Source organism: Sulfitobacter sp. R86518, assembly GCF_042466275.1.
GTDB lineage: Bacteria > Pseudomonadota > Alphaproteobacteria > Rhodobacterales > Rhodobacteraceae > Sulfitobacter > Sulfitobacter pontiacus.
Genome location: NZ_JAXHCA010000005.1, coordinates 1,830,507 through 1,854,741, shown reverse-complemented (window position 1 = coordinate 1,854,741; position 24,235 = coordinate 1,830,507). Strand labels below are relative to the sequence as shown.

Here is a 24,235-nt window from a genome sequence, read left to right as displayed (position 1 = left end):
CGGGGGCTGGCCCCCGATCCAGGCCTGCTTTGCCCGCGATGCCCACGCAATATAAAGCCTGACCCATGCAGCCTTTCCCGATCCACACGACCACCCCCGTTACCTATCCAGGCCCCCAGCCAGCGACGTCGGATATCGTCGTTATCGGCGGCGGGATCATCGGGGTCTGCACGGCGCTGTTCCTCGCCCGGGAGGGTCACTCGGTCACCTTGCTGGAAAAGGGCCGCATCGCCGCTGAACAATCCAGCCGCAACTGGGGGTGGATCCGGCAACAGGGGCGCGACCCTGACGAGATGCCGATCATGGCCGAGGCGCAGGCGCTCTGGCGCGAACTTGCAGGTCAAACGAATGTGGATATCGGGCTGCGGCAGGGCGGCATTGCCTATCTGGCGCAAAGGCCGACACAGCTTGCGGGCTACGAAGACTGGCTGCCCCATGCGCGGGCCAATGGCGCGGACAGCCGGATGATGACGGCGGCCGAGGTCTCCGCCATGTTCCCCGGCCTTGCCACACCTCAGATCGGCGCGCTGATTACGCCGTCGGACATGCGGGCGGAGCCTTGGGTCGCGGTGCCTGCTCTTGCCGGTATCGCCGCGCGAGAGGGCGTTCAGATCATCGAGAATTGCGCCGTGCGCTGCCTTGATATCGCGGCGGGGCGGGTTGCCGGGGTGATCACGGAACAGGGGCGTATCGCGTCTTCGCAGGTGGTGCTGGCAGGTGGCGCGTGGTCGGCGCTGTTCCTGCGCAATCACGGTATCTCTATGCCGCAGCTGTCGGTACGCGAAAATGTGGCGGCGACCGAAAGCTTGCCTGAAATTTACGCAGGGGCGGTGTCGGACGGGCGGGTCGCGTTCCGGCGGCGCGAGGATGGCGGCTATACGCTGGCCCCTCCCGGCGCGCCCGAGCTTTTTGTGGGCCCTGACGCCTTTCGCGCCTTGCCCCATTACCTGACCCAGTTGCGCGCCGATCCCTTTGGTCAAAGGCTTCACCCTTTTGCGCCCAAGGGCTTTCCCGATGCCTGGACGACCAAGCGGCGCTGGCAGGCCGATACCCCATCCCCCTTCGAGGCGATGCGCATCCTTAATCCCGCGCCCAATATGGCCAAGATCCGCCGCCTGCTGCGTGATTTTTCAGCAATGTTTCCCGATCTGGGGCCGATAAAGCTGAAATCTGCCTGGGCGGGGATGATCGACACCATGCCTGACATTGTACCTGTTGTGGATACTGTGGCAGCACTGCCGGGGCTGACCATCGGCACCGGCATGTCGGGGCACGGCTTTGGTATCGGGCCGGGTATGGGCCGCGTTCTGGCGCGTCTGGCCACGGGGCAAAGCGCCGGGCACGACCTGACCCGCTTTCGCCTCGCACGTTTCACCGATGGAAGCCCGATGATCCTGGGCCCGAACGTCTAGACACAAGAAGGAACGCACGCGATGCCGATCAAGAACCGCTTTGCCGAAACCCATGCCGACATCACCGCGTGGCGGCGTCACCTGCATACGATTCCCGAACTGCAATTCGATCTGCCGCAGACCGCGGCTTTCGTCGAAGAGAAGCTGCGCAGCTTTGGCATCACCGATATCACCACCGGCGTGGCGCAAAGCGGCATCGTCGCGGTGATCGAGGGCAAGACCAATGCCTCGGGGCGCAGCATCGGCTTGCGCGCGGATATGGACGCTTTACCCATCACCGAGGCGACGGGGCTTGAGTATGCCTCCAAAACGCCGGGCAAGATGCATGCCTGCGGCCATGACGGGCACACCGCGATCCTGCTGGGGGCCGCGCAATATCTGGCAGAAACGCGCAATTTTGACGGGCGGGCGGTGCTTATCTTCCAACCCGCCGAAGAGGGCGGCGGCGGTGGCAACGTCATGGTCGAGGAAGGTCTGATGGAGCGTTGGTCCATCGACGAGGTCTACGGGCTGCACAATATGCCCGGCCATCCCGTCGGCGCATTCGCGATCCGCAGTGGCCCTTTGCTGGCGGCGGCGGATGAGTTCGACATCATCATCACCGGGCAGGGCGGCCATGCCGCAGCCCCGCACGAGGCGATCGATACCAACCTTGCCGCGGCGCATGTCGTTGTCGCGTTGCAATCCATCGCCGCACGCAACGTTGATCCGATCAAGAATGCTGTCGTGTCGGTCTGTACCCTGCGGTCCGATACCGACAGCCACAACGTCCTGCCGCAAACCGTGCGGCTGCGCGGCACGGTCCGTACGCTGGATGCGGGCATCCGCGATCTGGTGCAGGACCGGCTGGAGGCTGTCGTGACCCACACCTGCGCCGCCCACCAATGCACTGCCGACATCACCTACGCGCGCGGCTATCCCATCACCGTGAACGCTGACGCGAACACCGCCTATGCCGCTGATGTGGCCGAGAATATCGCCCCCGGTGTAGACCGCGACACGCCTCCGATCATGGCCGGAGAGGATTTCTCGTATATGCTGAACCAGCGCCCCGGTGCCTATATCATGCTGGGCAATGGCGACGGGCCCACCGTCCACCACCCCATGTATAATTTCAACGATGACGCGATCCCCGCAGGTTGTAGCTGGTTCGCGGAAATGATTGAAACAAGATTGCCAGCCTAGCCGCCGGCTTTGCCCGAAAGGGGCGCTGCGCGTTCCCTTTTTTCACAGACTTCAAGGACTTCGAAAAATGCCCGTTAAGAACCGATTTGCCGAATTGCACACCGACATCACCGCATGGCGACGTGATTTGCATGAACACCCCGAGATCCTGTTCGAGACGCATCGCACCTCTGCCACCGTGGCCGAGAAACTGCGCGCTTTCGGCTGTGACGAAGTTGTCGAAGGCATCGGGCGTACCGGTGTTGTTGGCGTGATCAAGGGCAATGCCACCAGCTCGGGCAAGGTCATCGGGCTGCGTGCCGATATGGACGCGCTGCCGATCCACGAACAGACGGGGCTGGACTATGCCTCCAAGACGCCCAATGCGATGCATGCCTGCGGCCACGACGGCCACACGGCGATGCTATTAGGCGCGGCGCAGTATCTGGCCGAGACACGGAATTTTGACGGGACTGTTGTGGTGATCTTTCAGCCTGCCGAAGAAGGCGGCGGCGGCGGGCGCGAGATGTGCAAGGACGGCATGATGGAACGCTGGGGCATTCAGGAAGTCTATGGCATGCACAACTGGCCCGGCATCCCCGCCGGACAATTCGGCATCCGCCCCGGCCCGTTCTTTGCGGCCACCGACCTGCTGGAAATCGAAGTCGAGGGTCTGGGCGGCCACGCGGCCAAACCACACGAGACCATCGATACCGGTGTGGTCACCGCACATATCATCACCGCGCTGCAAACCATCGTCAGCCGGAACGCGGACCCCGTGGGCAATATCGTTGTCTCGATCACCTCGATCGAATCCTCGTCCAAGGCGTTCAACGTGATCCCGCAGCGGGTGAATCTGTTGGGTACCGTGCGCACCCTGTCCAATGACCTGCGCGATCTGGCTGAAAAGCGCGTGACAGAGATTTGCAAAGGCATCGCGGCAACCTTCGGCGCGACAGCAAAGGTCAAATACGTGCGCAACTATCCGGTGATGGTGAACCACGAAGAACAGACTGAATTCGCGGCGGATGTCGCGCGCGGCATCTCGGGGCAATGCGACGAAGCACCTTTGGTCATGGGGGGCGAGGATTTCGCCTTTATGCTCGAAGAGCGCCCCGGTGCCTATATTCTGGTCGGCAATGGCGACACCGCGATGGTGCACCATCCGATGTATAACTTTAACGACGATATCATTCCCGCGGGCTGCAGCTGGTGGGCGGGTATCGCCGAACAACGCATGCCCATCGGCTGATCACACAGGCATGGGGCGGGGGGACACCCGCGCCCTATGCCGCCAGCAGCTTGCGATAGATTTTGACCAGCGCCGCCGCTTCGCGCGCGATAGAGAAATCCGACATCACATAGCTGCGCCCGGCCTCTGCCCATGCGGCCAGTCGGGTCCGGTCGGACAGAGCATCGCGCGTCGCGGCCTCGAGCGCTGGAATGTCATCGGGGTCCACCAGCAGGCCGGTCGTGCCTTGCACCACCAGCTTTTCAAAGGCCCCCACACGGGTCGCGACCACGGGTACACCGCAGGCCATCGCCTCGATCGGGGTGAGGCCGAAGCCCTCCCACCGTTGGGGGGCGACGTAAAGGTCCAGCACGCGGTAGAAATCCGCCATATCGCCCACCGGCACCTCTGGCAGGAACAGCATCCGGTCCGACAGCCCTTCGGCGCGGGCGCGGTCTTTCAGGCCCTTCTCGAAGCTCTCGTATTTCTCGGTCGCGCGCCCCATCACAAGGGCGACGACATCGGGGTTGTCCCGCAGGATCGGCAGCATCGCCTCGACAAAGGCATCGGTGCCCTTTTGTGCGCGGATACGGCCATAGCAGCCCACCATCGTCGCGTTCACTGGCAGCTTGAGCTCGGCGCGCAGGGCGGCGCGGTCGGGCGAGGGGGCAAAGCCCTCGGTGTCGATCCCGTGCATGATCACATGGCCGGGGTTTTCCAGATAGGCGTTGGTCCGGTCCGAGGTCGCCACAACGGCATCCATCCGCCGGATCAGCCAGCGCGTCAGGCCGGTCTGTTCGCGCTGGCTGGCCGAGGTGAACATCAGCTTGAGCCGCTTGCCCAGCAGATAGCGCAGCGCCAGCCCGCCCAGCATCTCGACGTTGCGCCGCGCGTGCCAGACCCGCCAGCCCGACGGCGACGGCCCGCGGCGCGACATGGTCACAAGCGAGGCCAGCGGCACCTGCGGCACATCATCAGGCACAACGGGGCCCGTTGCCGCGATAGAGATATCGCGCGATTGCACCGGCACCAGCCGCATCACAGTGGCCGTGACGCCGCTGAGCCTGCGTTTGAAATTCGGCGCGATCACATCGGTGCGGGCAAGGGGGTGCGTCATGGGGTATCCAACTTCAATGTGGTGATCAGACGGCTGGCGATGGCATCAAGCTGGTCATCCTGTGCCGCGATGAAGCGGGCAGCGGCTGCGGTCATCGTCGCCAGCTCGTCCGGTTTGGTCAAGAGCGCGGCAACGCGGGCGGCCAGATCATCGCCATCCGCCACGATCCGCGCAGCGCCTTCGGCCTCGAGCTGGGCATAGGTTTCCGCAAAGGCCGCAACGTGGTTGCCCGACAGCACGGCGGCACCCGATTGCGCCACCTCGAACGGGTTGTGCCCGCCAATGGGCAGCAGCGACCCACCCAGAAACACGACATCGGACAGGCTGTACCAGAGGCCCAATTCTCCCAGCGTGTCGGCCAGATAGACCTGACCCCCGGGGGCATCCCCACGGCTGCGACGCTGCACGGTCAGCCCCGCGTCCTGAACCAGCGCCTCTACCGCGTCGCCGCGTTCGGGGTGGCGGGGGGCAAGGATGAGACACAGATCGGGGATCTCGCGCAGCAGCTTCTTATGCGCGTCAAGCACGCTGCGTTCCTCGCCTTCGTGAGTGGAAGAGGCGACCCAGACCGCCCGCCCGCCAAGCGCTGTGCGCGCAGCCGCCAGCGCCTGTGCATCGACGGGTAGCGGGCCGGCCATGGATTTCAGGTTCACGCCCGGCGACACACGATCGGCGGGGGCATGCATGCGGATCATATTGCGCGCCATCGCGTCATTCTGCGTCACGATCAGCGTGAAGACATCAAACAGGTAGCGGGCAGTGCGGGGCCATTTCTCCCAGAACTCGACCGTTTTGTCGGACATGCGCGCATTGACCAGCGCCATCGGCGCGCCGGTCGCGTGGGTCCGTCGCAGCATCTGCGGCCAGATCTCGCTTTCGACAAATATCGCGGCGTCGGGCTGCCAATGGGCCAGGAACCGCGTTAACGGGCCGGGGGCGTCCAGCGGGGCAAACTGGTGCAGGCTGCGCGGCGGCAGACGTTGATCCACCAGCCTAGCCGAGGTAGCGGTGCCCGAGGTGATCAGGAAATGCGCATCGGGCAGCATGTGCCCCATGCGGGTGATCAGCGCCAGCACCGACAGGCTTTCGCCCACGGAGGCCGCATGGACCCAAACCAGCGGGCCGCCGCTTGGGCGCGGCTGTGTGGCGATGCCGCGTTTCTCTCCCGCGCGGGCGGCGGGCACGTCTTGCGCGTTCAGCTTGCGCGCCTCTGCGCTGGCGGCAAAGGGGATCAGGCAGCGGCTGGCAAGAACCCAGGCGCGGTACAGGAAAGGCGCGGACACGGTCGCGTCAGCCGCCTGTGTGGCTCATGTGGCGGGGCATCTGCCCATCCAGCTTTTGCCGTGAATAATCAAAGTCGTGGCCCTTGGGCTTAAGGTTGATCGCCGCGCGAATTGCGTCTTTCAAGGGCGCGTCGTCATCGGGGTGATTGCGCAAGGGCGCGCGCAGGTCGGCCACATCTTCCTGCCCCAGACACATGTAGATTTCACCGGTGCAGGTGATCCGCACGCGGTTGCAGCTTTCGCAGAAATTATGGGACAGCGGCGTGATAAAGCCGATCTTCTGGCCGGTCTCTTCCAGCCGGACATACCGGGCAGGGCCGCCCGTATTCTCGGCCAGATCGGTGACGGTGTAATGTTCCTCGTAGGTGCGGCGCACATCCTTGAGCGACCAATACTGGCCCAAGCGGTCCTCGTTGCCCAAGTCGCCCATGGGCATCACCTCGATCCAGGTCAGATCAATCCCGCGATCCGCACACCAAGCGGTCATCGACGGCAGTTCTGCCTCGTTGAAGCCTTTCAGCGCGACGGCGTTGATCTTGACCCGCAGCCCGGCATTCTGCGCCGCGTCGATCCCGCGCAGCACCTGCGGCAGACGTCCCCAACGGGTGATGTCGGCGAATTTCTGATCGTCCAGCGTATCAAGCGAGACATTCACACGGCGCACGCCCGCAGCATAAAGATCGGCGGCATAGCGTTCCAACTGGCTGCCATTGGTGGTCAGCGTCAGCTCTTTCAGCGTGCCGGCGTCCAGATGGCGGGTCATGCTGTTGAAGAAGGTCATGATACCCTTGCGGACCAAAGGCTCACCGCCGGTGATGCGCAGCTTTTGCACACCCAGATCGACAAAGTTGGTGCACAGCCGATCCAGCTCTTCCAAGGTCAGAAGTTCCTTCTTGGGGAGGAAATTCATATTCTCGGACATGCAATAAACACAGCGGAAGTCACAGCGGTCTGTGACAGAGACGCGCAGATAGGTGATAGCGCGGGCGAACGGGTCAATCAAAGGTGCATTCATATCCCATAGGTAAACATCGGCCCATCCCGGGGCAAGTAGCATTTAGGAGATTGAAGCGGCAGGGGCGGAGCGTTAGATTTAACCCATGAAACATTATATTATTCTAGGTGTCGCTGTCGTTGCTCTGGCCGGATGTGCGGGCGTAACGGATCGTTTGGGTTTGGGCAAACGCGGGGCGGACGCGGCCCCACCCACGGCCGAGGCCGAGGCGCGTGCAGAGGCGTCCCTGTCGTCCGCCACCGCGGCTGCCCGTCCGCCTGCTGGGGCACGCACAGCCGACGCGCTTGACACCACAACGGCCGAACAACGCGCCGAGGCGTCAAAACCTGCTGAGGCAGGGGCTAAATCGCTGGGCACCACCGTCGCCTCGCTTGGTAGCGCGACGGAGCCGGGGCTGTGGATGAAAACACCGCTGGTGAAATCGGAAATGCAGGGCCGCGTGACGAACCCCGCGACGGGCAAATCCTCTACGGTTGAACTGATCCCGCTGGATGGGCCTGCCTCGGGCGGGAGCCGCATGTCGTTGTCGGCGCTGCGTCTGATTGGCGCGTCGCTGACGGATCTTACCAAGGTTGAAGTGTCCACCAACGGTTAAGCCGCGCGGTGATGGTGTAAGATACAAAACGGGCGTCCGAGGGGGAACCTTGGACGCCCGTTTTCGGTAGGGATCAGCTGTCTGATGCGGGGGCTTCGTCTTCCGCCGTCACGTCCGCCGTCACTGCGGCTTCCAGCGGGAAATCCGGCATATGGCGCGCGGCTTCCTTGATCGCATAGGGTTTGAGGGTGGCGCGGTTGTCCTCGATAAAGGCGGCGGCGCGCACGGGGTCATGACGGCTGAGGTCGCGGACCCACCACGCGATGGCCTTTTGCAGGATGCCGTTCTTGACCGGCAGATACCCCGCTGCCCACCCAAGGATACGCTCGCGCGCGTCCAGCTCTTCGGGCTTGGGGTTGTTCTGCTTGGTCCAGGGCAGGGTGGCAACAAGTGCCGCCCGCTTCGACCAGAGTTCGCCCGATTGGGTCCAGGTCTCGACCACATCCAGACGTTGAGGGTCTGCCAGCAACCGTTTTTGCGCCGCCATGCAGGCATGATCCGCAATGGCCCAGCTGTCGAAGTCCGGTACCCAGCTTTGGATCAACTGCCACGCGGGTTCGTCATCCGGACGCAGGCGGGCCTGGGTCAACAGCTTGGCCGCCGCCACCCGCGCCTCGAAGATATCCGTCTGCCACAGGGCATCGGCCAGCGCGATCCGGTCGGTCAGCGACAGCTCGGTCCGCCACGCTTTGGTCAGATCGTTGATCTGCGGATTGGCAACGCCCAGATAGGGGCGATCCACCTTGTGATAGGCCTGCATCTTCTCGACAGCGGCGGGATCAGCCAGTTCGTTCAGCTGCGACATATAGGGGGTAAGGCTCATTCCACAGTCACCGATTTTGCCAGGTTGCGCGGTTGGTCGACATCGGTGCCTTTGGCAATCGCGGTGTGATAGGCCAGCAACTGCGCCGGGATCGCATAGAGGATGGGGGCGAGCGCATCGGCGACGGGTGGCATCTCGATCTGCCCCCACGTGCCTTCGGCGGCTTCATCCAGCCCCGCACGATCCGAGATCAGGATCACCTTGCCCTTGCGCGCCATGACCTCTTGCATGTTGCTGACGGTCTTGTCGAAAAGCGTGTCATTGGGGGCCATGACCACCACAGGCACGTTTTCGTCGATCAGCGCGATCGGGCCGTGTTTAAGTTCTCCTGACGCATAAGCTTCGGCGTGTATATAGCTGATTTCTTTCAGTTTTAGCGCGCCTTCAAGGGCGAGGGGGAACATCGCGCCACGCCCCAGGAACAACACGTCACGGGCCGAGGAAAGCTTGTAGGCTTCGTCGCGCAGGGCGGCGTTTTGTTCGAGCGCGGTGTTGATCAGCGACGGCATGGACCGCAGACCAGAGACATAATCGGCCAGCTCTTCCTTGGTGATCGCGCCGCGGTCCACGGCGGCTTTCAGCACCATCAGGAACAACACGGTCAACTGGCAGGTGAAGGCTTTGGTAGAGGCGACGCCCACTTCGACCCCGGCGTGGATCGGCAACGCCAGATTGCTTTCCCGCGCGATGGAGGATTCAGTCACATTGACCACCGAAGTGATGAGATCGGCCTTGCCCGCGCAATAGCGCAGCGCGGCCAGCGTGTCGGCGGTTTCGCCCGACTGGCTGACAAACAGCGCCATGGTCCGGTCCGAGATGGGCGGTTCACGATAGCGGAATTCCGACGCGACATCGACCTCGACCGGCATGCGGGCGATCTGTTCGAACCAGTATTTCGCGGTCAGGCAGGCGTAGAAAGCCGTGCCGCAGGCGACCATGGTGATACGGTCGATCTTGGTGAAATCGAGCCCCGGATCGGGCAGCATGATCTCTCCGTCCGCGGTGAGATAGCGCGACAGGGCCTCGCCAATGACAGCGGGCTGCTCTGCGATCTCTTTCGCCATAAAATGCTTGTGGCCGGCCTTGTCGATGCGGGTGGTATCCAGGCTGATCTTCTTGACCACACGGTCAACAGGGGCATCATTGGCATCGTAAATCTTGACCGACGTGCGGGTCAGCACGGCGCGGTCGCCTTCCTCGAGATAGGTCACACGGTCCGTCATGGGCGACAGCGCAATCGCGTCGCTGCCCAGATACATCTCGTTGTCGCCATAGCCGACGGCTAGCGGAGCCCCCTTGCGCGCGCCGATCATCAGATCGTCTTCACCGTCAAACAGGAACGCCAGCGCGAAAGCCCCATGCAGCCGCGCAATGGTCTTGGTCGCGGCGTCTACAGGGCCCAGCCCTTCGGCCATGTATTTCTGGGTGAGCAACACGACCGTTTCCGTGTCCGTCTCGGTCACGAATTCAACGCCGTCCTTGGACAGTTCGGCGCGCAGCTCGCGGAAGTTTTCGATGATGCCATTGTGCACAACAGCCACGGGCCCCGCCTGATGCGGGTGCGCATTGGTGACCGATGGCGCGCCATGGGTCGCCCAACGGGTGTGCCCGATGCCCGACTTCCCGGCGAGCGGTTCGTGCACCAGCAGATCCGACAGGTTCACTAGTTTGCCGACCGCGCGGCGGCGGTCCAGCTTGCCCGCGTTGATTGTCGCAATCCCCGCGCTGTCATAGCCGCGATATTCCAGACGTTTCAGGGCTTCGACAAGGGTAGGCGCAACTTCGTGTTGGCCAAGGATACCGACAATACCACACATGATTAGCTGCCTCTCTGCTGTTTGGCCTTCTTGGCCTTTAACATTTCCAACAATTTCCGCGCCATGCCCGGTTTCTCGACCTGATGCGCGCGCGCCAGCGCCAATGCGTCAGCCTCCACATCCGAGGTGATGACCGACCCCGATCCCGTCATGGCTCCGTCGCCGATATGCACGGGGGCCACCAGCATGGTGTTCGACCCGATAAAGGCGTTGGCCCCGATATGGGTGTGGTGCTTCATCACGCCGTCATAGTTGCAGGTGATCGTGCCCGCGCCGATATTGGCTTTGGCACCGATGGTCGCGTCGCCGATATAGCTCAGGTGGTTCACCTTGGCCCCTTCGGCGATCTGCGCGTTCTTGACCTCGACAAAGTTGCCGATGCGCACATCCTCGGACAGCTCTGCACCGGGGCGCAGGCGGGCGTAGGGGCCGATGACCCCGCCGCGTGCGACGTGGCAGCCTTCAAGGTGGCTGAACGCGCGGATGGTGGCACCGGATTCAATCGTCACGCCGGGGCCAAAGACCACATTGGGTTCGATCACCGTGTCGCGGCCGATATAGGTGTCACGGGCGAAATAGACCGTCTCGGGGGCCATCAGCGTGATACCGTCCTCAAGCATGGCTGCACGGGCGCGCGACTGGAACGCGGCGTCGGCAGCGGCCAGATCCGCGCGGGAGTTCACGCCCATCGTCTCGGCCTCGTCACAGGTGACAGCAGTGGCTTTCAGCCCGCGTTCCCGTGCAATGCCGATGATATCGGTGAGGTAGTATTCTTCCGATGCGTTGTCGTTTCCGACCGCATCAATCAGATCAAACAGCAGGTCGGATTTGCATGCAACAACCCCGCTATTACAAAGGGTTATCGAGCGTTCTTCATCCGTGGCATCTTTGTATTCAACGATGCGGTCAAGGCTGTCGCCCTGCATCACCAACCGGCCATAACGGGCAGGATCAGCGGCGTCAAAGCCCAGCACGACGACATCATTCGTCTCAAGTGCTGCGCACATGTTTTCAAGCGTTTCGGTCTGCACGAAAGGCGTATCGCCATAAAGCACGATAGCCGTGCCGTCGAAGCCTGCCAGCGCCTCGCGCGCCTGACCGACGGCGTGGGCGGTACCCAATTGTTCCTCTTGCACGACGACCTGTGCTTCGTCGTCAAAAGCCTGCGCAGCGGCGCGGACCTGATCTGCCCCGTGGCCTGCAACAACGACCGTGCGGGCAGGCGACAGCGCTGCACCTGATGCCATGGCGTGCTCTAACAATGGTGCGTGGGCGACCGCATGTAGAACCTTGGGCAGATCCGATTGCATACGGGTACCTTTGCCTGCGGCCAAAAGGATCAGTGCAACTTCCATGTATAATCTCTTTAATCAATTTAATGTCTGCTCTCTTTACCTTGTTGGCGATTTTGCGCAAGGCTAGGGGTCATCAAAGAAGATTTCCGCCTGCAACACATTCAGCAAAGGAATGCCGATGAAAACAGTCGTATTCGACCTCGACGGGACGCTCGCGGACACCAGCGAAGACCTGATCGCCGCGGCCAATGCCTGTTTCCGCGACATGGGCGAGGGCGACGTGCTGGATGCCAAAACCGATGCAGGCACGGCGCTGAAAGGCGGCCGGGCGATGCTGCGGTTGGGCATGGAACGCTTGGGACGCGCCGACGACGCCGAGATCATCGACCGCTACTATCCCATGCTGCTCGAAGCCTATGGCCGCGAGATCGATACCCATACCGTGCTGTACCCCGGCGCGATGGAGGCGGTGGAGGCGTTGAAAGCCGCGGGCTACCGCGTGGCGATCTGCACCAACAAGCCCGAAGGGCTGGCGCATACGCTGCTGACCAAGCTTGGCGTGCGCGATGCCTTTGGCGCGATGGTGGGGGCCGATACGCTGGCGATCCGCAAGCCCGATCCGGAGCATCTGTTCGAAACCGCGCGCCGTGCCGGGGGCGACCCCGCGCTGTGCTTGCTTGTGGGCGATACCAATACCGACCGCGAGACGGCGCGCGCGGCGGGGGTGCCTTGCGTGTTGGTCTCCTTCGGTCCCTCGGGCGATGATATGGCGGCACTTGGCCCCGAAGCCCTGTTGGACCACTATGACGATCTGCCCGACATCGTCACCCGTCTGATCGGTGCTGTCTGACATGGCATCTGACACGGCAGAGGTGTTCGCCGGCAGCTTCACCCAGCAAGAACCGATCCCCGAGGAAGCCATCGACGCCGCCGTCGCCGTGATGCGCCACGGGCGGTTGCACCGCTATAACACCGCGCCCGGCGAAACCGCCGAGGCCGCGCTGCTAGAGCAGGAGTTCGCCGCGATGGTGGGCGCGCACTACTGCCTTGCCGTGGCCTCGGGCGGCTATGCCATCGCGACCGCCTTGCGGGCTGTTGGCGTCAAGCCGGGGGATCAGGTGCTGTCCAACGCTTTCACGCTGGCCCCCGTGCCCGGCGCGATTGCCGCGGTCGGGGCCACGCCGGTCTTTGTCGATGTCACCCAAGGGCTGGTGATCGATCTGGACGATCTGGCCGCCAAGCTGGATCAGGCGCGGGTGCTGCTGCTAAGCCATATGCGCGGGCATATCTGCGATATGGACCGGTTGATGGCGCTTTGTGATGCCGCCGGTGTCACCGTGGTAGAGGATTGCGCCCATACCATGGGGGCAAGCTGGAACGGCGTACCCTCGGGGCGGCATGGGGCGGTGGGGTGCTATTCCTGCCAGACCTATAAACACGTCAACGCGGGCGAGGGCGGGCTGCTGGTCACCGATGATGCCGCACTTGCGGCGCGGGCGATCATGCTCTCAGGGTCCTATATGCTTTACGACCGGCATCTGGCGGGGCCGCCGCCCGAAGCCTTCGAGACGGTAAAATACGACACGCCGAATATCTCTGGCCGGATGGATAACCTGCGCGCGGCGATCCTGCGGCCGCAGCTCAAGCGGCTTGAGGCACAGATCGACGGGTGGAATGCGCGGTATCATGTGGTTCAGGACGGCTTGCGCGACACGCCCGGCCTGACCCTCATCAACCGCCCCGCGGTGGAACGCTTTGTCGGATCGTCGTTCCAGTTCCTGCTGTCTGGTTGGGCCCCCGAGGCCATTGCATCAGTGCTGACCCGTTGCGCCGCCCGCGGGGTGGAGCTTAAGTGGTTCGGCGGGGCGGAGCCTGTGGGCTTTACCAGCCGCTACGATTCATGGCGCTATGCCGAACCCTCTGCGCTGCCCGCCAGCGATGCGGTGCTCGCCAGTATCATCGACATGCGCGTCCCGCTGACATTCTCGTTGGATGACTGCGCGCTGATCGCACGGATCATTCGCGCGGAAGTCTCGGCGGTTTTCCAGCAGGGCTAAGCCGCGCCGGGAGGCGCCATCTGGATCAACTGGATGAGGTTCCCGCAGGTGTCATCCAGCACCGCCATGCGGACGGGGCCGGCATCAATAGGGTCTTGGGTGAAGACGACACCGCTGTCGGTCAGCCGTTTGACTTCGGCATCCAGATCCTCAACCTGAAAGGAATGGGCTGCGATCCCGTCTTCCACCAGCGCCTGTTTGTAGGGGCCGACGGCGCGGTGATCGCTGGGCTCTAGCAAAAGCTCTGTTCCGTCGGGCTGGTCGGGCGATACCACGGTGAGCCAGCGGTGCGTCCCGAGGGGGATATCGTTCTTTACCTCAAATCCCAGCTTGTCGCAGTAGAACTTCTGGGCCTTGTCTTGGTCGTCAACGAAGATGCTGGTCACATAGATTTTCATATCAATTCATCCGTTCGTGGCTGTATCGGGCCGGGTCTGGTGCAAAGCCCGCCGGTGTTCTGCAGCACCCTAGCATGGCATCGCGAAAAGGGCAGACACAACGGCCCGCCCTTGATGTGAATAGTGAAGTGTCCGCCGTTCAGAACCTGATCGTGCCATGTTCGCCCGCATCCGGAACCTGTTTGGTCACATTGGCTTTGGCGATTTCGTAAAGGAAGGACAGGCTGCCGCCAGTCAGCCAGACCTCCGCCTGTTTGAGGTCCATGCGCACAAGTTGCACGTCGTCATCCTTGCGTCCGTCCTTGAACCACGCGGCGGCAAAGGCGTTCCACAACTCGTCCAGTTTGGCAGGGTCGGTCACAGCCTGAACGGTGCCGTCGATCCGGGCGTATAGGTGTTCGTCCTTGCTGGTCACCAGATATTCGGCCGCAGCACCGGTTTGGGCGGATTTCGCCAGATCGGTGTCCCGTGCGGTGATGAACCAAAGGCAGTTGGCGTCGTGGTCGGCATAGTGGCTCATGGGGATGGCGCGGGCGGTATCGGTGGCCAGCATGCCGATGCGGGTGTCGTCTACGCGGTCCCAGAATTCTTTCTTCAATGACGTGCTCATATCGGGGCGTCCTTTCTATCCTGTGTCACGGGGGTAACATCGGCGGCGCGGGTGCAGTTCCGCGCAGCCTGCGACATTTGCTTGACCGAATCCGCGAGAAGTGTAGTGTAATGAACAACTGTTCAATAAACTCGGGGGAGGGGTCTATGTTCAACACCACCATGAAATTCGATCTGGGCGACGACGTGAACGAGATGCGCGATATGGTGCACCGTTGGGCGCAGGAGCGGGTCAAGCCGATGGCCGCCGAGATCGACACCAAGAACGAATTCCCGCCCGCGCTCTGGGAAGAGATGGGCAGCCTTGGTCTGCTGGGCATGACGGTCGAGGAAGAATTCGGCGGCTCGGGCATGGGCTATGTCGCACACACGGTCGCGGTCGAAGAAATCGCGCGCGCTTCGGCCTCGGTCTCGCTGTCATACGGGGCGCATTCGAACCTCTGCGTCAACCAGATCCGTCTCAACGGCAGCCCCGAGCAGAAGGCGAAATTCCTGCCGGGCCTGTGCTCGGGTCAACATGTGGGCGCGCTGGCGATGTCCGAACCCTCTGCGGGCAGCGACGTGGTGTCGATGAAACTGCGCGCCGAAAAGCGCAACGATCACTACCGCCTGTCGGGCAACAAATACTGGATCACCAACGGCCCTGACGCCGACACGCTGGTGGTCTATGCCAAGACCGACCCCGATGCCGGATCGAAAGGCATCACCGCCTTCCTGATCGAGAAATCCATGAAAGGCTTCACCACCAGCCCGCATTTCGACAAGCTGGGCATGCGCGGGTCCAACACGGCAGAGCTGATCTTTGACGATGTCGAAGTCCCGTTTGAAAACGTCCTAGGGGAAGAGGGGCGCGGCGTGGCGGTGCTGATGTCGGGGCTTGATTACGAGCGCGTGGTGCTGGCGGGGATCGGTCTGGGAATCATGGCCGCCTGTCTGGACGAGATCATGCCCTATATGGTCGAGCGTAAACAATTCGGGCAGCCCATCGGGAACTTCCAGCTGATGCAGGGCAAGATGGCGGATATGTACACCGCGATGAATTCGGCCCGCGCCTATGTTTACGAGGTCGCCAAGGCCTGTGATCGCGGTGATGTCACCCGTGCGGATGCCGCCGCCTGCTGCCTTTATGCCAGCGAAGAGGCGATGAAACAGGCGCATCAGGCGGTGCAGGCCATGGGCGGGGCGGGCTACCTGTCGGACAACCCCGTGGGGCGCATCTTCCGCGATGCCAAGCTGATGGAGATCGGGGCAGGCACCTTCTGAAATCCGCCGGATGCTGGTGGGCCGCGAGATGATGGGAGCGATGGCGTGAAACCTCTGGCCCTTGCCCTGATGCTCTGCGCCTCACCGCTTGCCGCGCAGGATCTGCAATATACCGATCGCGGCACAGAGATTTGCCTCGCCGACGCCGATGGTTTTGCCGCCGAGATGGCCTGCGTCGGTGTCTCTGCGAACCAGTGCATGGAGGATTCTCCGGGCGGGAGCAGCACCTATGGTATGGGCGGGTGTCTGGACCGTGAGCTGCAATTCTGGGACCAGCGGTTGAACGATAATTACGCCGCGGTGATGGTGCAGGCCAAACGGATGGATGCCGATGCGATCCCGGGGCTCGAGGGAAGCCCCGGCGTGGCGGATGCCCTGCGCGAGATGCAGCGGGCGTGGATCGTGTTCCGCGATAAGGCGTGCACCTACGAAGCCTCGCTTTGGCAGGGGGGCACAGGGCGCGGACCTGCGGCGATTAACTGTCTGATGCAACAGACCGCGCGTCAGGCTTTGTCGCTGGACGTGTGGGAAGGCTGATGGCTGACGTCCTGCCAGGTCTGGACGCAACGGGCGCGTGGGAGATTCCGGCGCGGCTGAACATGGCGGCGCAATGTCTGTCCCATGATCCCGCGCGGCTCGCGATCATTGATCTGACAGGCGACGCGCGACGCGATGTCAGCTTTGGCACCCTGTCCGATATGGTCGACGGATTGGCACGCGCCTTGGCGCAGCGGGTGCAGGCAGGTGACCGTGTGGGCGTGCTGCTGGGGCAAAGCCCGTGGTGTGCTGCGGCCCATCTGGCGATCTGGAAAATCGGCGCGATTTCAGTGCCTTTGTTCAAACTCTTCAAGTATGATGCCCTCGCGTCGCGGGTGCGTGATGCAGGCGTGACGCTGGTGCTGACCGATCCCGAAGGACGTGATCTGCTGGGGGGGCTAGCGACGCCCTTGATGGCAGATAGCGTCGGCGTGGCGGGGGATCCTGTCGCCTTTGCCGACACCGGCCCTGACGATCCGGCGGTGCTGATCTATACCTCGGGCACGACGGGGTCGCCCAAGGGTGCGCTGCACGGCCATCGGGTGCTGACGCGCCATCTGCCCGGCGTCTCGCTCAGCCATGATGTGCTGGGGCAGGACGGCGATTGCCTCTGGACGCCTGCGGATTGGGCGTGGATCGGCGGGCTGTTCGATGTGGCAATGCCCGCGCTGGCGCTTGGCGTGCCCGTTGTCGCGGCACGCTTGGCGAAATTCTCGTCCGACGCCTGTGCGCGCATCCTCCGCGAGGGCGATGTGCGCAACGTGTTCTTCCCCCCGACCGCGCTGCGGATGCTCAAGGCCGAGGGCGCCACAATCGCGCGGCTACGCTCTGTCGCATCGGGTGGGGAGCCTTTGGGGGCCGAGATGCTGGCATGGGGGCAGCAAGCCTTTGGCCTGAGTATCAACGAATTCTACGGGCAGACCGAATGTAATATGGTCGCCACCAGCGCGGGCAGCCGGTTCCCGCCGCGCCCCGGTTGCATCGGTAAACCTGTGCCGGGCCATGAAGTCTCCGTACTGGATGATACCGGTGCGCCGACGGCAGACGAAGGCGATGTCGCCATCCGCAAGGGATCAGCCGCGATGATGCTTGGCTATTGGCAGCGCCCCGACGAGACAGCACAAAAATTCCGGGGTGACTGGATGCTGACAGGTGATCGAGGCGTGTTCGACGGTGAATACCTGCGCTTTATTGGGCGCGAGGATGATGTGATCACCTCAAGCGGCTATCGCATCGGTCCGGCAGAGATCGAGGATTGCCTGCTGACCCATCCCGATGTGGCAACCTGCGGTGTGGTGGGCAAGCCCGACCCGCTGCGGACAGAGATCGTCAAAGCCTATGTCGTGCGCAAATCCGGTGCGACTGTCGATGAGCAGACCCTGCAAGACTGGGTGAAAACCCGCCTTGCCAGCTATTCTTACCCGCGCGAGGTGGCCTTTCTGGATGCCTTGCCGATGACCGTCACAGGCAAGGTGATCCGCCGCGCGCTGAAAGCCCGCGCCGCTGCCGAAGGGGCTGCGTGATGCAATACCCCCCTGTGACGTCCCCCCATTCCATCCGATCAAGGAGACCGACATGAAGCTGATTTCGCAAGCCTTGCCCTCGTCCGAAAGCTTCAAGGCGAACGAGGCCGCGCATCTGGCTGCCCTGCAAACCATCCGCGAAGCGGCGGATGCGGCGGAACTGGGCGGCGGCGAGAAATCTCGCGCGCGCCACGTGAGCCGCGGCAAGATGTTGCCCCGCGAACGGGTGGCCAATCTGCTCGACCCCGGTTCGCCCTTCCTTGAGGTCGGTGCGCTGGCGGCACATGGGCTTTATGGTGGGGCGGCCCCAGCGGCGGGCGTGATCGCGGGGGTCGGCAAGGTGCAGGGCATCGACTGCATGATCGTGTGCAACGACGCCACGGTGAAGGGCGGCACCTATTTCCCGATGAGCGTCAAAAAACACCTGCGCGCCCAAGAGATCGCCGAGGAAAACCATCTGCCATGTATCTATCTGGTAGACAGCGGCGGCGCGAACCTGCCCAATCAGGACGAGGTCTTTCCCGACCGTGACCACTTTGGCCGGATTTTCTATAATCAGGCGCGGATGAGCGGCAAGGGCATCCCTCAGATCGCTGTGGTCATGGGGTCGTGCACCGCGGGCGGGGCCTATGTGCCCGCGATGTCGGATGTGTCGATCATCGTGAAAGAGCAGGGCACAATCTTTTTGGCCGGTCCGCCGCTGGTCAAGGCCGCGACGGGCGAGGTGGTCAGCGCCGAGGATCTGGGCGGCGGCGATGTGCATACCCGTCTGTCAGGTGTTGCCGACTATCTGGCCGAGGATGACGCCCACGCGCTGGCCTTGGCACGACGCGCCGTGGCCGGGCTGAACCGCGCGGCCCCGATGAATGTGCAGTGGCAACCGGCCGAAGACCCTGCCTATGATCCGGCCGAGATGCTGGGCGTTGTCCCCGCCGATCTGCGCACGCCCTATGACATCCGCGAAGTCATCATGCGGATGGTCGATGGCAGCCGCTTCGACGAATTCAAGGCGCGCTTTGGCGAGACGCTGGTCTGCGGTTTCGCCCATGTGAAAGGCTGCCCCGTCGGTATCATTGCCAACAATGGCGTCTTGTTCTCGGAATCCGCCCAGAAAGGCGCGCATTTCGTCGAACTGTGTTCGCAGCGCAAGATCCCGCTGGTGTTCTTGCAAAACATCACCGGCTTCATGGTCGGCCGCAAATACGAGAACGAAGGCATCGCGCGGCACGGGGCCAAGATGGTGACGGCTGTCGCCTCGACCAATGTGCCCAAGATCACCATGCTGGTGGGCGGGTCGTTCGGGGCTGGTAACTATGGTATGGCGGGCCGCGCCTATTCCCCGCGCTTCATGTGGACATGGCCGAACTCGCGCATTTCGGTCATGGGCGGTGCGCAGGCGGCGGGCGTTCTGGCGACCGTCAAACGGGATGCGATCGAACGCGCGGGCGACAGCTGGACCGAGGAAGAAGAGACTGCCTTCAAGCAGCCCACGATTGATATGTTCGAAGAACAGTCGCATCCGCTTTATGCCACCGCGCGGCTTTGGGATGATGGTGTGATCGACCCGCGCCACAGCCGCGAGGTGCTGTCCCTGTCGCTACGCGCCAGTTTGAACGCACCGATCGAGGATACGAAGTTTGGTGTGTTCCGGATGTAGGCTGCGGTGGGCCTTTATGCGGCCGGGGGCCAGCCCAAGTTTTTAATTAAGCCGGGGGCCAGCCCCCGGGACCCCCGGAGTTTAAGGGGCAAAATGAAGATAAGATGGATGTGAGGGAACTGCGTGATGTTTGATACGATCCTGATTGCGAACCGGGGCGAGATTGCTTGCCGCGTGATGGAGACAGCGCAGGCCATGGGGGTGCGCTGCGTGGCGGTCTATTCCGACGCGGACCGCGCGGCGAACCATGTGGCGATGGCGGATACGGCGGTGCATATCGGCGGGTCGGCCCCTGCCGATAGCTATCTGCGCGGCGAGGTGATCATTCAGGCGGCACTGGATACGGGCGCGCAGGCGATCCATCCGGGCTATGGCTTTTTGTCCGAGAACCCCGATTTCGTGGATGCGGTAGAGGCGGCGGGGCTGGTCTTTATCGGCCCGTCGGCCAAGGCGATCCGTGCGATGGGGCTTAAAGATGCTGCCAAGGCCTTGATGGTCGAGGCGGGCGTGCCGGTTGTGCCGGGGTATCACGGGGCCGATCAGGATGACGCGCTGCTGGCGGCAGAGGCGGATAAGATCGGCTATCCGGTGTTGATCAAGGCCGTCGCCGGTGGAGGCGGCAAAGGCATGCGGCTGGTAGAGGCGGCGGACGGTTTTCAGGCCGCGCTGGAGAGCGCGCGCTCCGAGGCCAAGACAGCCTTTGGCAACGCCGATGTGCTGGTAGAGAAATTCGTCACCAAACCGCGCCATATCGAGGTGCAGGTCTTTGGCGACGGCAAAAAGGCCGTGCATCTGTTTGAACGCGATTGCTCGCTTCAGCGGCGCCACCAGAAGGTGATCGAGGAGGCTCCGGCCCCCGGCATGACGCCCGAAATGCGCGAAGCGATGGGGCAGGCGGCGGTCACAGCAGCCGAGGCGATCGGCTATGCCGGGGCGGGCACGATTGAATTCATCGTCGACGGCTCTGGCGGGTTGCAGACGGACGGCTTCTTTTTCATGGAAATGAACACCCGTTTGCAGGTGGAACATCCCGTGACCGAGGCGATTACCGGCGTTGATCTGGTGGCCTGGCAGTTGCGCGTGGCGGCGGGCGAGGGGCTGCCCCTGCGCCAGGACGAATTGTCGATCCACGGACATGCGTTTGAGGCGCGGCTTTATGCGGAGGATGTGCCCAAGGGCTTCCTGCCCGCCACGGGCACCTTGACACATTTGCAGTTCACGCCCGCCTGCCGTGCCGACAGCGGTGTGCGCGCCGGCGATACGATCAGCCCGTTTTATGATCCGATGATTGCCAAGGTGATCGTGCATGGCGACACGCGCGAGATTGCCCTGTCGCGCCTACGCGCGGCGCTGACCGGCTGCGAGGTGGCGGGGACGGTCACGAACCTTGCGTTTCTGGGCGCTTTGGCGGCGCATGAAGGGTTTGCCGCGGGGGATGTGGATACCGGGCTGATCGCCCGTGACATTGATGATTTGACCCAAGCGCCAGAGGTGGAGCCGCGCCATGCGGCGCTTGCCGGGATGGCGGCACTGTCGTTGCTGGATCCGGCCGAGGGCGCGGGATTTACGCTTTGGCAGCCGCTGCGCCGCGCGGTCGGATTGACCTGGGGCGGAGAGGATCATCTGCTGCAGGTGCAGGTCGTCTCGGCGGATCACCAGATCTGGACCGTGGACGGGACAGAGGTGGTGGCGCAGCGCATCGGCGGGCGCTGGTCCGTGGGCGGGCAACAGGCAGCGGCTGTATCCGTCGCCGAGGGGCGCGTAACGGTATTTGACGGCTATGGGCTGGTGTTTGACGTTATCGACCCGCTGGCCCGTGCCGCGGGTGGTCACGGTGACGGCAACCTGATCGAGGCCCCGATGCCCGGACTGGTGCGTGTCGTGGATGCCAAGGTCGGCCAGACGGTGACCAAGGGCGACCGCCTTGCGGTGCTGGAAGCCATGAAGATGGAGCACAGCCTGCTTGCCGCGCGCGATGGCGTGGTCGCCGAGGTTCTGGCGCAGGCTGGTGATCAGGTCGAGGCGGGTGTAGCACTGGTGCGGCTAGAGCCCGAGGCATAGGAGACCGCACCATGATTACCCTGCACCACGTCGAACAGACCCGTTCCATGCGCACCCTTTGGTTGCTGCACGAGCTGGAGGTGCCCTTTGAGGTGTCGATCCACGCCTTCGACAAATCCTTGCGTGATCCGGGCTATCTGGCAATTTCGCCGGCGGGGCGTGTGCCCTCGCTCGAGATCGACGGGGAGCGCATGTTCGAGACGGGTGCCATCGCGGAATATCTTTGCGAACGGTTCAGCCCCGACCGTTTGGGGCGGATGCCGGGGGCACCGGATCGCATGGCGTGGTTGGTGTGGATCCACTTTGCCGAGACGGTATCGCAGCACTGTGCCGCGCTGACCCAGCAGCATGTGGCGCTGCGCGATGATTCCATGCGCAGCCCCATCGTGATGAAGCTGGAAGCCGCGCGTTTGATGAAGTGTTACGACGCGATCGAGGCGCGATTGGGCGGCGGGATACTGTCACAGGATTATCTGTTGATGAGCGGTTTCACCGCGGCGGATGTGAACGTGGGGCAGGCGGTCTATATGGCGCAGCATTTCGCCAAGCTCGACAATCACCCCAATGTGGCGGCCTGGTATGCGCGCATCACCGACCGCGAGGCGTTCCAGCTATCGCTGCCCAAAGACGTGCCGTTGTTTGACCGGACATTTTATGACCCGTGGCCGGTCGAGTGATGCTACCGTCACGCAGGTGAGTTTATTTGGCAAAATGAAGGGGAGTGGGCGTTATGGATAAAGGGGTCTGCGAGATATTCGAGGTCGGTCCACGGGACGGGCTGCAAAACGAGGCGCGCGAAATTCCGGTGTCGGAGAAGATCGCGCTGGTCGACCTGCTGAGCCGTGCGGGGTTTTCCCGGATCGAGGTGGCGAGCTTTGTCAGCCCCAAATGGGTGCCGCAGATGGCCGGATCGGGTGAGGTTCTGGGCGGGATTGCTCGGGTCGAGGGGGTGCGTTATGCCGCGTTGACGCCGAATATGCGGGGCTACGAGGATGCGGTCGCGGCCAAAGCGGGAGAGATCGCGGTCTTCGCCTCGGCCAGCGAGGGGTTCAGCCAGAAAAATATCAACGCCAGCATTGAGGAGGCGTTCGAGCGTTTCGCCCCGATCCTGGAGCAGGCCCGCCATGTGGATATGCCGGTGCGGGGCTATGTCTCGTGTGTGGTGGAATGCCCCTATGACGGGGCGGTCGCGCCATCCAAGGTGGCGGAAGTGGCGGATCGTCTTTTCTCTATGGGCTGCTATGAGGTCTCGCTTGGCGACACCATCGGGGCGGGCACGCCGGATACGATTGCGCGCATGTTGCTGGCTGTGCGCGATGTGGTGCCTGTGGGGCGTTTGGCCGGGCATTACCATGACACCAACGGGCGGGCGATGGACAATATCGATGCATCCCTGTCCATGGGCGTGCGGGTGTTCGATGCCGCCGTCGGCGGTTTGGGGGGGTGCCCCTATGCGCCGGGGGCTGCGGGCAATGTTGCTACGGAAAAGGTCAACGCGCATCTGATGGCGCTTGGCTATGACACCGGGTTGGATCAGGCGGTGATCGAGGAAGCCGCCGAGATGGCGCGGCGGATGAGGGCAGGATGATGTACGAGACACTGAAGCTAGAGACCGACGCGCGCGGGGTCGCGACCTTGACGTTGGCGCGCGAGGAAAAGCACAACGCCATGTCCGCGCAGATGATCGCGGAGCTGACCGGGGCCGCCGCCGCCTTGGCCGCTGATGATGCTGTGCGGGTCGTGGTGCTGACCGGCGCGGGCAAAAGCTTTTGCGCGGGCGGTGATCTGGGCTGGATGCAGGCGCAGCGCGATATGGATGGGCCGACACGATCGGCCGAGGCAGGCAAGCTGGCCACGATGCTGGGCGCGCTGAACACGCTGCCCAAGCCCTTGATCGGGCGGGTGCAGGGCAACGCCTTTGGTGGCGGTGTCGGCATGGCCTCGGTCTGTGACGTGGCGATCGGGGTTGATACGTTGAAGATGGGATTCACCGAGACGCGGCTGGGGATCATTCCGGCCACCATCGGCCCCTATGTGCTGGCCCGCATGGGCGAGGGGCGCGTGCGGCGAGTGTTCATGTCGGCCCGTTTGTTTGACGCGGCAGAGGCGGTCGATCTGGGGTTGCTGGCCCGTGCCGTGCCGGCAGATGCGCTGGACGCTGCGATCGAGGCCGAGGTCGTGCCCTATCTGTCCTGTGCGCCGGGGGCCGTGGCTGCGGCGAAACAGCTTGCGCGGGATCTGGGACCGCGGATCGACGCGCAGGTCGTGGACCATACCATCGCCGCATTGGCCGACCGCTGGGAAACCGAAGAGGCGGCCGAGGGAATCGGTGCCTTCTTCGACAAGCGCAAGGCGGCCTGGGTTACGGGTTGAAGCGG

At 63.2% G+C, this 24,235-nt stretch carries 21 protein-coding genes and 1 pseudogene; 14 read left to right on the top strand and 8 right to left on the bottom strand.

The features are described 5' to 3' along the window. The first annotated feature begins 65 nt into the window (after positions 1-65). The 3 genes from SJY36_RS09985 (at position 66) to SJY36_RS09975 (ending at position 3,828) form a co-directional block, all read left to right on the top strand. Positions 66-1,412 carry an NAD(P)/FAD-dependent oxidoreductase gene (locus tag SJY36_RS09985; RefSeq protein ID WP_386174710.1) on the top strand — a complete coding sequence of 449 codons (1,347 nt, stop codon included), beginning with the start codon at positions 66-68 and terminating at the stop codon, positions 1,410-1,412. Positions 1,413-1,433: 21 nt separating this feature from the next. After that, positions 1,434-2,597, top strand: a complete 1,164-nt coding sequence (locus tag SJY36_RS09980; protein WP_009824884.1) for a M20 aminoacylase family protein — start codon at positions 1,434-1,436, stop codon at positions 2,595-2,597. Positions 2,598-2,664: 67 nt separating this feature from the next. Continuing rightward, the gene (locus SJY36_RS09975; RefSeq protein ID WP_386174707.1) at positions 2,665-3,828 is read left to right on the top strand and encodes a M20 aminoacylase family protein; all 1,164 of its coding nucleotides are present in this window, start codon (positions 2,665-2,667) and stop codon (positions 3,826-3,828) included. A 34-nt stretch (positions 3,829-3,862) separates the two neighbouring features. On the opposite strand, the gene SJY36_RS09970 is transcribed toward SJY36_RS09975, so the two are convergent. The 3 genes from SJY36_RS09970 to moaA are packed head-to-tail and all read right to left on the bottom strand — an operon-like array spanning position 3,863 to position 7,222. Continuing rightward, positions 3,863-4,924 carry a glycosyltransferase family 4 protein gene (locus tag SJY36_RS09970; RefSeq protein ID WP_386174704.1) on the bottom strand — a complete coding sequence of 354 codons (1,062 nt, stop codon included), beginning with the start codon at positions 4,922-4,924 and terminating at the stop codon, positions 3,863-3,865. Further along, complete coding sequence (locus SJY36_RS09965; RefSeq protein WP_386174701.1) at positions 4,921-6,207, bottom strand: 3-deoxy-D-manno-octulosonic acid transferase; 1,287 nt, start codon at positions 6,205-6,207, stop codon at positions 4,921-4,923. Before SJY36_RS09965 ends, SJY36_RS09970 begins: the two co-directional genes overlap by 4 nt. 7 nt (positions 6,208-6,214) lie before the next feature. Beyond that, positions 6,215-7,222, bottom strand: a complete 1,008-nt coding sequence (moaA, locus tag SJY36_RS09960) for a GTP 3',8-cyclase MoaA (RefSeq protein WP_237279482.1) — start codon at positions 7,220-7,222, stop codon at positions 6,215-6,217. 85 nt (positions 7,223-7,307) lie between these two features. On the opposite strand from moaA, the gene SJY36_RS09955 reads away from it, so the two are divergent. Next, a complete protein-coding gene (locus SJY36_RS09955; protein WP_039912098.1) occupies positions 7,308-7,817 on the top strand; it encodes a hypothetical protein in 510 nt (169 codons plus the stop codon). A 73-nt stretch (positions 7,818-7,890) separates the two neighbouring features. Here the strand turns inward: SJY36_RS09955 and SJY36_RS09950 are convergent, their stop codons facing one another. The 3 genes from SJY36_RS09950 to glmU are packed head-to-tail and all read right to left on the bottom strand — an operon-like array spanning position 7,891 to position 11,812. Continuing rightward, positions 7,891-8,640, bottom strand: a complete 750-nt coding sequence (locus tag SJY36_RS09950; RefSeq protein ID WP_386174698.1) for a DNA alkylation repair protein — start codon at positions 8,638-8,640, stop codon at positions 7,891-7,893. Then, entirely contained in the window at positions 8,637-10,457 is a 1,821-nt protein-coding gene (gene glmS, locus SJY36_RS09945; protein WP_386174695.1) for a glutamine--fructose-6-phosphate transaminase (isomerizing), read from the bottom strand. Before glmS ends, SJY36_RS09950 begins: the two co-directional genes overlap by 4 nt. A 2-nt stretch (positions 10,458-10,459) precedes the next feature. After that, entirely contained in the window at positions 10,460-11,812 is a 1,353-nt protein-coding gene (gene glmU / locus SJY36_RS09940) for a bifunctional UDP-N-acetylglucosamine diphosphorylase/glucosamine-1-phosphate N-acetyltransferase GlmU (RefSeq protein ID WP_386174693.1), read from the bottom strand. Positions 11,813-11,930: 118 nt separating this feature from the next. On the opposite strand from glmU, the gene SJY36_RS09935 reads away from it, so the two are divergent. Together SJY36_RS09935 and SJY36_RS09930 are read left to right on the top strand one after the other, a co-directional pair. Continuing rightward, a complete protein-coding gene (locus SJY36_RS09935) occupies positions 11,931-12,602 on the top strand; it encodes an HAD-IA family hydrolase (protein WP_386174690.1) in 672 nt (223 codons plus the stop codon). A gap of 1 nt (position 12,603) precedes the next feature. Next, entirely contained in the window at positions 12,604-13,809 is a 1,206-nt protein-coding gene (locus SJY36_RS09930) for a DegT/DnrJ/EryC1/StrS family aminotransferase (protein ID WP_386174688.1), read from the top strand. On the opposite strand, the gene SJY36_RS09925 is transcribed toward SJY36_RS09930, so the two are convergent. Next, the gene (locus SJY36_RS09925) at positions 13,806-14,207 is read right to left on the bottom strand and encodes a VOC family protein (protein ID WP_386174685.1); all 402 of its coding nucleotides are present in this window, start codon (positions 14,205-14,207) and stop codon (positions 13,806-13,808) included. The genes SJY36_RS09930 and SJY36_RS09925 overlap by 4 nt on opposite strands. A 139-nt stretch (positions 14,208-14,346) precedes the next feature. Next, on the bottom strand, positions 14,347-14,817 hold the full coding sequence (locus SJY36_RS09920; protein ID WP_005854017.1) for a pyridoxamine 5'-phosphate oxidase family protein: 471 nt from the start codon (positions 14,815-14,817) through the stop codon (positions 14,347-14,349). A 146-nt stretch (positions 14,818-14,963) separates the two neighbouring features. On the opposite strand from SJY36_RS09920, the pseudogene SJY36_RS09915 reads away from it, so the two are divergent. The 8 genes and pseudogenes from SJY36_RS09915 (at position 14,964) to SJY36_RS09880 (ending at position 24,230) form a co-directional block, all read left to right on the top strand. Then, positions 14,964-16,128, top strand: a pseudogene (locus tag SJY36_RS09915) (isovaleryl-CoA dehydrogenase). After that, positions 16,125-16,616, top strand: coding sequence for a lysozyme inhibitor LprI family protein (locus SJY36_RS09910; protein ID WP_386174682.1), 492 nt, complete (start codon positions 16,125-16,127; stop codon positions 16,614-16,616). The pseudogene SJY36_RS09915 and the gene SJY36_RS09910 overlap by 4 nt, the downstream one beginning before the upstream one ends. Then, on the top strand, positions 16,616-18,139 hold the full coding sequence (locus tag SJY36_RS09905; RefSeq protein WP_386174679.1) for an AMP-binding protein: 1,524 nt from the start codon (positions 16,616-16,618) through the stop codon (positions 18,137-18,139). Before SJY36_RS09910 ends, SJY36_RS09905 begins: the two co-directional genes overlap by 1 nt. A gap of 52 nt (positions 18,140-18,191) precedes the next feature. Continuing rightward, positions 18,192-19,796 (top strand): carboxyl transferase domain-containing protein, encoded by a 1,605-nt coding sequence (locus tag SJY36_RS09900; protein WP_386174677.1) that lies wholly within the window; start codon positions 18,192-18,194, stop codon positions 19,794-19,796. A 126-nt stretch (positions 19,797-19,922) separates the two neighbouring features. Then, on the top strand, positions 19,923-21,857 hold the full coding sequence (locus tag SJY36_RS09895) for an acetyl/propionyl/methylcrotonyl-CoA carboxylase subunit alpha (protein WP_386174674.1): 1,935 nt from the start codon (positions 19,923-19,925) through the stop codon (positions 21,855-21,857). Positions 21,858-21,868: 11 nt separating this feature from the next. After that, positions 21,869-22,534 (top strand): glutathione S-transferase family protein, encoded by a 666-nt coding sequence (locus SJY36_RS09890; RefSeq protein ID WP_005854006.1) that lies wholly within the window; start codon positions 21,869-21,871, stop codon positions 22,532-22,534. 53 nt (positions 22,535-22,587) lie between these two features. Beyond that, complete coding sequence (locus SJY36_RS09885) at positions 22,588-23,445, top strand: hydroxymethylglutaryl-CoA lyase (RefSeq protein WP_037944468.1); 858 nt, start codon at positions 22,588-22,590, stop codon at positions 23,443-23,445. Further along, positions 23,445-24,230 carry a crotonase/enoyl-CoA hydratase family protein gene (locus SJY36_RS09880; RefSeq protein ID WP_386174670.1) on the top strand — a complete coding sequence of 262 codons (786 nt, stop codon included), beginning with the start codon at positions 23,445-23,447 and terminating at the stop codon, positions 24,228-24,230. The genes SJY36_RS09885 and SJY36_RS09880 overlap by 1 nt, the downstream gene beginning before the upstream one ends. Positions 24,231-24,235 lie beyond the last annotated feature (5 nt).

Coding starts and splice junctions, on each gene's coding strand:
- SJY36_RS09985 (WP_386174710.1), top strand. CDS start 66: ATGCAGCCTTTCCCGATCCACACGACCACCCCCGTTACCTATCCAGGC.
- SJY36_RS09920 (WP_005854017.1), bottom strand. CDS start 14,817: ATGAGCACGTCATTGAAGAAAGAATTCTGGGACCGCGTAGACGACACC.
- SJY36_RS09950 (WP_386174698.1), bottom strand. CDS start 8,640: ATGAGCCTTACCCCCTATATGTCGCAGCTGAACGAACTGGCTGATCCC.
- SJY36_RS09980 (WP_009824884.1), top strand. CDS start 1,434: ATGCCGATCAAGAACCGCTTTGCCGAAACCCATGCCGACATCACCGCG.
- SJY36_RS09925 (WP_386174685.1), bottom strand. CDS start 14,207: ATGAAAATCTATGTGACCAGCATCTTCGTTGACGACCAAGACAAGGCC.
- glmU (WP_386174693.1), bottom strand. CDS start 11,812: ATGGAAGTTGCACTGATCCTTTTGGCCGCAGGCAAAGGTACCCGTATG.
- SJY36_RS09890 (WP_005854006.1), top strand. CDS start 21,869: ATGATTACCCTGCACCACGTCGAACAGACCCGTTCCATGCGCACCCTT.
- SJY36_RS09935 (WP_386174690.1), top strand. CDS start 11,931: ATGAAAACAGTCGTATTCGACCTCGACGGGACGCTCGCGGACACCAGC.
- SJY36_RS09930 (WP_386174688.1), top strand. CDS start 12,604: ATGGCATCTGACACGGCAGAGGTGTTCGCCGGCAGCTTCACCCAGCAA.
- moaA (WP_237279482.1), bottom strand. CDS start 7,222: ATGAATGCACCTTTGATTGACCCGTTCGCCCGCGCTATCACCTATCTG.
- glmS (WP_386174695.1), bottom strand. CDS start 10,457: ATGTGTGGTATTGTCGGTATCCTTGGCCAACACGAAGTTGCGCCTACC.
- SJY36_RS09885 (WP_037944468.1), top strand. CDS start 22,588: ATGGATAAAGGGGTCTGCGAGATATTCGAGGTCGGTCCACGGGACGGG.
- SJY36_RS09880 (WP_386174670.1), top strand. CDS start 23,445: ATGTACGAGACACTGAAGCTAGAGACCGACGCGCGCGGGGTCGCGACC.
- SJY36_RS09975 (WP_386174707.1), top strand. CDS start 2,665: ATGCCCGTTAAGAACCGATTTGCCGAATTGCACACCGACATCACCGCA.
- SJY36_RS09955 (WP_039912098.1), top strand. CDS start 7,308: ATGAAACATTATATTATTCTAGGTGTCGCTGTCGTTGCTCTGGCCGGA.
- SJY36_RS09900 (WP_386174677.1), top strand. CDS start 18,192: ATGAAGCTGATTTCGCAAGCCTTGCCCTCGTCCGAAAGCTTCAAGGCG.
- SJY36_RS09895 (WP_386174674.1), top strand. CDS start 19,923: ATGTTTGATACGATCCTGATTGCGAACCGGGGCGAGATTGCTTGCCGC.
- SJY36_RS09970 (WP_386174704.1), bottom strand. CDS start 4,924: ATGACGCACCCCCTTGCCCGCACCGATGTGATCGCGCCGAATTTCAAA.
- SJY36_RS09905 (WP_386174679.1), top strand. CDS start 16,616: ATGGCTGACGTCCTGCCAGGTCTGGACGCAACGGGCGCGTGGGAGATT.